Annotated in this window: 6 protein-coding genes and 1 pseudogene; 3 read left to right on the forward strand and 4 right to left on the reverse strand. The window is 60.7% G+C overall.

Annotation, left to right across the window (positions count from 1 at the left end):
* Positions 1–131: 131 nt before the first annotated feature.
* Entirely contained in the window at positions 132–626 is a 495-nt protein-coding gene (locus PMI29_RS25270; protein ID WP_007994525.1) for a hypothetical protein, read from the forward strand.
* A gap of 30 nt (positions 627–656) precedes the next feature.
* On the opposite strand, the gene PMI29_RS25265 is transcribed toward PMI29_RS25270, so the two are convergent.
* Both PMI29_RS25265 and ccoN read right to left on the reverse strand, forming a co-directional pair.
* Positions 657–878, reverse strand: a complete 222-nt coding sequence (locus tag PMI29_RS25265; RefSeq protein ID WP_007994527.1) for a hypothetical protein — start codon at positions 876–878, stop codon at positions 657–659.
* On the reverse strand, positions 878–2305 hold the full coding sequence (ccoN, locus tag PMI29_RS25260; RefSeq protein ID WP_007994528.1) for a cytochrome-c oxidase, cbb3-type subunit I: 1428 nt from the start codon (positions 2303–2305) through the stop codon (positions 878–880). Before ccoN ends, PMI29_RS25265 begins: the two co-directional genes overlap by 1 nt.
* A gap of 304 nt (positions 2306–2609) precedes the next feature.
* Between ccoN and PMI29_RS25255 the strand changes: the two genes are divergently transcribed.
* Together PMI29_RS25255 and PMI29_RS25250 are read left to right on the forward strand one after the other, a co-directional pair.
* Complete coding sequence (locus tag PMI29_RS25255; RefSeq protein ID WP_007994529.1) at positions 2610–4283, forward strand: nitrite/sulfite reductase; 1674 nt, start codon at positions 2610–2612, stop codon at positions 4281–4283.
* Positions 4280–4759 carry a DUF934 domain-containing protein gene (locus tag PMI29_RS25250; RefSeq protein WP_007994531.1) on the forward strand — a complete coding sequence of 160 codons (480 nt, stop codon included), beginning with the start codon at positions 4280–4282 and terminating at the stop codon, positions 4757–4759. Before PMI29_RS25255 ends, PMI29_RS25250 begins: the two co-directional genes overlap by 4 nt.
* Positions 4760–4879: 120 nt before the next feature.
* Here PMI29_RS25250 and PMI29_RS25245 read toward each other — a convergent pair whose 3' ends face one another.
* On the reverse strand, positions 4880–7234 hold the full coding sequence (locus PMI29_RS25245) for a tetratricopeptide repeat protein (protein WP_007994532.1): 2355 nt from the start codon (positions 7232–7234) through the stop codon (positions 4880–4882).
* Positions 7234–7452: pseudogene (locus PMI29_RS32450) on the reverse strand (hypothetical protein); the annotation flags it as partial. The gene PMI29_RS25245 and the pseudogene PMI29_RS32450, both read right to left, overlap by 1 nt.

A 7452-nucleotide genomic window follows, 5' to 3' on the forward strand; every position in this document is an offset into this window, starting at 1 on the left:
TGAAGTGCGCACCTACAGTGCCCGCGATTACCCGACGGTGCAAACTGTCGTCAGGTATTAGTCGTACGCAGCGTGCGCGCATCTGCCATGCTCGAAGTCCGCAGTACCGCTCCAACCAAAGGAACACCGCAATGGACGACGTACGGCAACTGGGCGAGATGCTTCGCCACTACGCAGAAAGCGAAGCGCACAAAAAACAAGTGTTTGAGGCGCAATCGGCCGAGTGGGCGACGCGCATCGGCGATCTGTTCGATCAGATCCAGCAATGGCTGGAGCCGGTGCTGGCGCCGAATCTGCTGGAGGTGAAACGCGAAGCCTATGTTGCGTTCGGGCCGAGCGTGCCGGTCGAGACGTCGACGTTCAAGACCGAAAAACTGTCCATTGCGATTGCCGGCAAACCGGTGGAGTTCGTGCCGGATGTGATGGGCGCCGGTGGGCAGATTTCCCTGGCAGTGATGGGCTTTACCGCTGCGCGCTATGGCAGCGTTTCGCTGGTGTGCCTGCCGCCGTCGAACGCCTGGCAGTGGCGCAAGACCAATGGCTTGAAAGACCCGGATACCTTTGCGTTCGATGCGGATTTTCTGGCGCAGCAGCTACAGGTTTTGATCCCCCGGGATCGTGTCTGAGACAAGTAACCCTGAGGGATCGGTGTTGCATCAGAAATCGGTGTTTCCCCAGCCTGGCTTCGCCTCTTCGGGCGCCACTGCATTGATGGTCTTCCCGGTAGCCGCCTCCACCCGTCGAGCCACCTCAGGGTCGTCGGCAAACGGGATCAGGCTGGCGTCGTCCAGGCTCTCGGTGGTCTGGTGGCGCAGGCAGTATTCGATGGCGAACCACAGAAACCCCATACCCAGCAGGTTCAGCACGACTTCAGTCATCAGGCTATCTGCGCCTCACGTTCCACCGTCGCCACGTCCGTTACCCGCACCGTGCGCCACACGTTGTAGGCCATCAGCAGCATGCCGCTGAGGAAGAACACCCCGCCGGCAAAGCGCACGACGAATCCCGGATGGCTGGCCTGCAAGGCTTCGACGAAGGAGTAGGTCAGCGTGCCGTCATCGTTGATCGCGCGCCACATCAGGCCCTGGGTGATGCCGTTGACCCACATCGAGGCGATGTACAGCACGGTGCCGATGGTCGCCAGCCAAAAGTGCAGGTTGATCAGCGGCGTGCTGTGCATCTGCTCACGTCCAAATACCTTCGGCACCATGTGATAGGTCGCACCGAAGGTAATCATCGCCACCCAGCCCAGCGCCCCGGCGTGCACGTGGCCTATGGTCCAGTCGGTGTAGTGGGAGAGGGCGTTGACGGTCTTGATCGCCATCATCGGTCCTTCGAAGGTCGACATGCCGTAGAAGGCCAGGGACAACACCAGGAAACGCAGGATCGGGTCAGTGCGCAATTTATGCCAGGCACCGGACAGGGTCATCATACCGTTGATCATTCCGCCCCAGCTCGGCGCCAGCAGGATCAGCGACATGGCCATGCCCAGCGACTGCGCCCAGTCCGGTAGCGCGGTGTAGTGCAAGTGGTGCGGACCGGCCCAGATGTACAGGGTAATCAGCGCCCAGAAATGCACAATCGACAGGCGATAGGAATACACCGGGCGACCGGCCTGTTTCGGCACGAAGTAATACATCATGCCCAGGAAACCGGTGGTCAGGAAAAAGCCCACGGCGTTGTGCCCGTACCACCACTGGACCATGGCGTCGGTGGCCCCGGAGTACACCGGGTAGGACTTGAACCAGCCCACCGGAATCGACAGGTGGTTGACCACGTGCAGCATCGCAATGACCACGATGAACGCCCCGAAGAACCAGTTGCCGACATAGATGTGTTTGGTCTTGCGCTGCACCACGGTGGCGAAGAACACCACGGCGTATGCAACCCAGACCACGGTCATCCACACCGCGCCGGAGAACTCGATCTCGGCGTATTCCTTGGTGGTGGTATAGCCCAGCGGCAGGGTGATCAGCATCACCACAATCACCGACTGCCAGCCCCAGAAGGTGAAGGCAGCGAGTTTGTCCGAGAACAGTCGCACCTGACAGGTGCGCTGGACCGCGTAATAACTGGCGGCGAATTGTGCGCTGCCGGCGAAACCGAAAATCACCAGGCTGGTGTGCAGCGGGCGCAAGCGGCCGAAGGTGGTCCACGGCAGGTCCAGGTTCATCTGCGGCCACACCAGTTGCGAGGCGATCCACACGCCCATCGCCATCCCGACGATACCCCAGATCACGGTCGCCACGACGAATTGGCGCACGACCTTGTAGTTATAGGCCTGTCCGATAGTTGTTGTGCTCATGATCGATGCTTCCACGGTTGCAATGCCGTGCACTGTAGAAATCCCGATGGAAACAAAACAGGCTCAGGAAACTTTCATTTATGCAGATCAGATTTGAGAGCCGCTGGCGGCCATCTGCCGCGCTCTGATACGGTTTTTATGCATTCAGGTGAATCTGTAATGATCTGCGCCGCAGGTCCATAGTCATGCCACACAAGAACCGCCAAACCCCACCGCCCGTAGCAGCTGCCGAGCAACGCGAGGCAGCTGCTACGGGCGGTGTGAAGTTACGGGGATGCGCGGTCAATCCTGATGAGGTACTTACATGTATCAGTACGATGATTATGACCGGGCACTGGTGTTCGAGCGGGTTGCGCAGTTTCGCGATCAGGTCGAGCGCTTCATGGCCGGCGAACTGAGCGAAGAAGAGTTCCTGCCGTTGCGCCTGCAGAACGGCCTGTACATGCAAAAACACGCCTACATGCTGCGCGTCGCCATTCCCTACGGCACGCTGAGTGCCCAGCAGATGCGCACGCTGGCGAGCATCGCCCGGGATTACGATCGCGGTTACGGCCACTTCACCACCCGGCAGAACATGCAGTTCAACTGGATCGAACTGGCCCAGGTACCGGACATCCTCGAACGCCTGGCCCAGGTGGAAATGCATGCGATCCAGACCTCCGGTAACTGCGTGCGCAACATCACCACCGAAGCTTTTGCCGGGGTTGCGGCAGACGAAATGATCGACCCGCGACCGCTGGCGGAAATCCTGCGGCAGTGGTCGACCATCAACCCGGAATTCCTGTTTCTGCCACGCAAGTTCAAGATCGCCATCTGCTCGGCCGAACAGGACCGGGCGGCGATCATGATGCATGACATCGGCCTCTATCTTTACCTTGGCAACGATGGGCAAATGCTCCTGCGGGTGATCGTTGGCGGCGGTCTGGGGCGCACGCCTATCCTCGGTTTGCAGATCCGCGAAGGCCTGCCGTGGCAGCACCTGCTGTCCTACGTCGAGGCGGTATTGCGGGTGTACAACCGCCATGGCCGGCGGGACAACAAATACAAGGCGCGAATCAAGATCCTGGTCAAGGCCCTGGGCATAGAAGCCTTCGCCCGGGAAGTGGAGGAGGAGTGGCAGCACCTCAAGGACGGCCCGGCGCAACTGACCCTTGACGAGTTCGAGCGTGTGGCCAGTGCCTTCGTCGCGCCGCCTTATCGTGTGCTGGCGGACACCAGCCTCGATTACGGCACGCATCTGGCCGACAACCCGGCGTTCGCGCGCTGGGTGCTGCGCAATGTTCAGCCGCATAAAGTGCCGGGCTATGCCAGCGTGGTGTTGTCGACCAAACCGGGCAGCGCTTCGCCACCGGGCGACGTCACGGATAAACAAATGGAAGCGGTGGCCGACTGGGCCGAACGCTTCGGTTTCGGCGAGATCCGCATTGCTCATGAACAGAACATCGTGCTGCCGGACGTGCCAAAAGCCGAGCTGTTCGCGCTGTGGTGCCTGGCTTGCGAACACAATCTCGGCAGCGCCAACGCCGGTTTGCTCACCGACATCATCGCTTGCCCCGGCGGTGATTTCTGCGCGTTGGCCAATGCCAAGTCGATCCCCATTGCCCAGGGCATTCAGGCGCGTTTCGACGACCTCGACTACCTGCACGATCTGGGTGACATCAGCCTCAATATCTCCGGCTGCATGAACGCCTGCGGTCACCACCACATCGGTAACATCGGCATCCTCGGCGTCGATAAGAACGGCAGCGAGTGGTACCAGATCACCCTCGGCGGCGCCCAGGGCAAGAACAGCGCGCTGGGCAAGGTCATCGGCCCGTCGTTCAGCGCCGCCGAAGTGCCGCAGGTGATCGAGCAGATCATCGAGACTTTCGTGCGTTATCGCGAGAGCGAGGAGCAGTTTGTCGACACTGTGCAGCGCATCGGTCTTGAGCCGTTCAAGGAAGCGGTCTATCCGAAAGTGCTGGAGGTGTCGGTATGAACAATCTGTTGCGGCTGGAGGAGGGCGTGGCGCGGATTGTGGCGGATGATCCATGGACCCTGTTGCGGGACCCCGAGCAACCAGTGCCTGACGGTGCCGTGATTCTCCCGCTCGCCCTATGGCTGGAAAACCCACGGCAACAGGGGGTGTGGCTGGGGCCGGACGATGAAGTTGAAAGTCTCAAGCCATGGTTTGCCCAGCTGCCGCTGATCGCCCTGGACTTCCCGAGCTTTCGTGATGGTCGCGGCTACAGCCAGGCCTATCTGCTGCGCACCCGATTGGGTTGGGCCGGTGAATTGCGTGCCATCGGCGACGTTCTGCGCGATCAACTGAGCCACATGCGCCAATGCGGTTTCGACAGCTTCGCCGTGCGCGAAGACAAATCCGCCGAGGATGCGTTGAAAGGCCTGGCGGGGATGAGTGTGCTGTACGGGCGTTCGGTGATCGAGCCGCGGCCGTTGTTCAGACGTCGTTGAAGTCGGCCCCTGTAGGAGCGAGCTTGCTCGCGATGGGCGTCAACGAAAACGCGAGTTTTTGGATAAACGCGTCGCCCGTAACACCATCGCGAGCAAGCTCGCTCCTACAAGAGTCTCCCGTCATTTCAATGCTGGATCCCCCATGTTGATTTTCTTCCAGCCTTGCAGCAGCACCTGAGCCTTCGGTTCCTGTCCGTTGTCGAGGTAATACTGAATCAGCGACAGCCGCGCATTGCGGTTGGCCGGCTGAACTCTCAACAACCTTTCCAGCTCCTCGAACGCGGCATCCACCTTGCCACTGTCATGCAGGGCCACCGCCAGCACGTAGCCGTACTGCGGGCTCTGCGGCTCCAGTTGCGCGGCTTTGCGCAGGAACGGCATGGCCTGGTCGGCTTTGCCCGCGCGTACCAGCGACAGGCCCTGGGTGTGTTGCAGCAGGGCGGCGTCCGGGTGCTCCTTGAGGCTTTGCACCATTAGCGCCTGGGCTTCCTGAGTGCGGCCGTTGGCTTCCAGCCATTGCACCAGCGTTACCAGTGCCGGGTAGAAGTCCGGATCTCGCTCGAGCGCAGTTCGCAGCAGGCCTTCGACATCACCACCACGACCACTGGCCTGATACAGCATCGCCAGGTTGAGATTGGCTTCGCCGCGTTCGGCCAGGCTTTTCTGCACCGTTTCGTATTCGGCGATGGCGGCATTCCAGCTGTCCTGGGCGGTGCCCAAGCCATTGCGTGCCACGCTGAGCAAGTCCCGGGCTGCGGCAATGCGCACGGCTTTCACCGGGTCACTGAGCAACGGCGTCAATAGCTGTGCACGCTCCGCTGGCGGCAGGAAAGCGCTGATCGCCCGGATGGCGCTTTCACGTACTTGCGGGGCCGGATTGCCCAGATCCTTGGTCGCCAGTTTCAACGCCTGTTCGCTGGGGTACATCGGCAATTCGGCCAGCAAGGTCGCCCGTTGAATAGCTGGCAGATTGCTGCGTTGCAACTGCTCGTACAAGGCTTGCGCCGCGCCGGGCTGGCCGTTGCGAATCAGCCACAGGCTTTCGTCGTAGCGCGGGGCTTGCGGGGTGCTGGCGGTATTCCACAGCTTGAATTGTCCGGTGATTTTGTCGCCGTCCTTGCCCTGGTGGCAGGTCAGGCAAGCGTCCGGCGTGCCGAGCTTTTTCGCTCGCTCGGGATTGGGAATGCTGAAGCTGTGGTCATGCCGGAAGTCGTTGCCCATGTAGAACTTGCCGGGCATGTGGCAATCCACGCACTGCGAACCCGGTTGGCCCATAGTGTGGCGGGTGTGTTCGATGGAATCGTAGTTTTTCGCTTGCAGGCCTTTGCCGTCGACGCCTTCCACGGTGGTTTTGCCGGCGGTGTTGTGGCATTGCAGACACAGACCGTTGCCCGGCGCCCTTAGCTGCGTGCTGTGAGGGTTGTGGCAGTTGCTGCAACGCACGCCCTTGTCGAACATTTTGCTCTGGGCAAAGGAGCCGTGTTCGAACACTTCGTCCTTGATCTTGCCGTCCAGCGCATACAGCTCGCGGGTCAGGACGCTTGGCAGATAGTCGTCCATCAGGCGCTTGCCAACCGTGTAACCGTCGTCCAGCGGTGCGCGGCGTGAGTGGCAGCGGGCGCAGGTTTCGATTTCCACGGTGGCGTTCCTGTCCTTGAGGTCGACGGCAAATCCGGCATGGATCAGGTCGGTTTTCTTCGCGGTCCACTCCAGGTGACTGGACGCCGGGCCATGGCAGGCCTGACAGCCGACACCGAGGCTGTTCCAGTGGCTGTCGAAGGTGTTTTTTGCCGCATCGAAATTGCGCTTGTACCCGGTGGTGTGACACTCGACGCACATGAAGTTGGCGTTCTGGCTCGGTTTGCTCCAGTGCAGCGGGTTCTTGAAGGTCACGCCCTGGCCCGGATAGAGGTGAAACCAGCGCTGCTTCTCGGTATCCCAGGCCACGCCGAGGGCCTGTAGCCGACCATCGCCGACCTCGATCAAGTATTGCTGCAACGGGGCAACGCCAAAGGTGTAAGCGACTTTGAAATCGGCATTCTTGCCATCGATACCCGGTGTGTTGACCCAGAATTCGTCGCCTTTACGCGAGAACACCGTGGCCTCTTTTTCGGCCCTGAAGGTGACGTTATTGAAGTCGCCGAGCATCGTTTCGACGTTGGCCTCCTGCATCGCCAATTGGTGATGGGAGCCTTGCCAATCCTTGACCTGCTCGCCGTGGCAGCCCTGGCATTGTTGCTCATCGACCATTTTCGCCGGCGCGATAGCAACCGGTTGCGGTTTGGCCGGTTGTACGGCAGGTGTGCTGAGGGGAGCAGGCTTGAGTGGCGCCGGGGTGCTGCTCTGCAAAAACCAGCCGATACCCGCCACGGCCAGGAGCAGGATGCCGATGGTGACAGGGAACAGATAACGCTTGATCAGGGGCGGTGGCGAATCAGGGTTTGGGGCTGCGGCTTTATTTTTATGTTTCGGCATTACGACTTCCATGGTCCAGGTGCGTTTACCGTCAGGCGCGCGTTGAAGCTCGATGCAGCTTTGCCGGATGGCTGGTGTGTGTCAAATGGCAGATGCTGTGAAGCTGATGGCCCCATCGCGGGCAAGCCCGCTCCCACAGGATTTGTGTCGTGCCCAAATGTTGTGATCGACACCGAACCTGTGGGAGCGGCGGTGCGGCGATCCGACTTGCCCGCGAA

The organism is Pseudomonas sp. GM49 (assembly GCF_000282355.1).
Taxonomy (GTDB): Bacteria; Pseudomonadota; Gammaproteobacteria; order Pseudomonadales; family Pseudomonadaceae; genus Aquipseudomonas.

What these genes read in the sequence shown, in the direction of transcription:
- PMI29_RS25270 (WP_007994525.1), top strand. Translation starts at nt 132, where the DNA reads ATGGACGACGTACGGCAACTGGGCGAGATGCTTCGCCACTACGCAGAA.
- PMI29_RS25265 (WP_007994527.1), bottom strand. Translation starts at nt 878, where the DNA reads ATGACTGAAGTCGTGCTGAACCTGCTGGGTATGGGGTTTCTGTGGTTC.
- ccoN (WP_007994528.1), bottom strand. Translation starts at nt 2,305, where the DNA reads ATGAGCACAACAACTATCGGACAGGCCTATAACTACAAGGTCGTGCGC.
- PMI29_RS25255 (WP_007994529.1), top strand. Translation starts at nt 2,610, where the DNA reads ATGTATCAGTACGATGATTATGACCGGGCACTGGTGTTCGAGCGGGTT.
- PMI29_RS25250 (WP_007994531.1), top strand. Translation starts at nt 4,280, where the DNA reads ATGAACAATCTGTTGCGGCTGGAGGAGGGCGTGGCGCGGATTGTGGCG.
- PMI29_RS25245 (WP_007994532.1), bottom strand. Translation starts at nt 7,234, where the DNA reads ATGCCGAAACATAAAAATAAAGCCGCAGCCCCAAACCCTGATTCGCCA.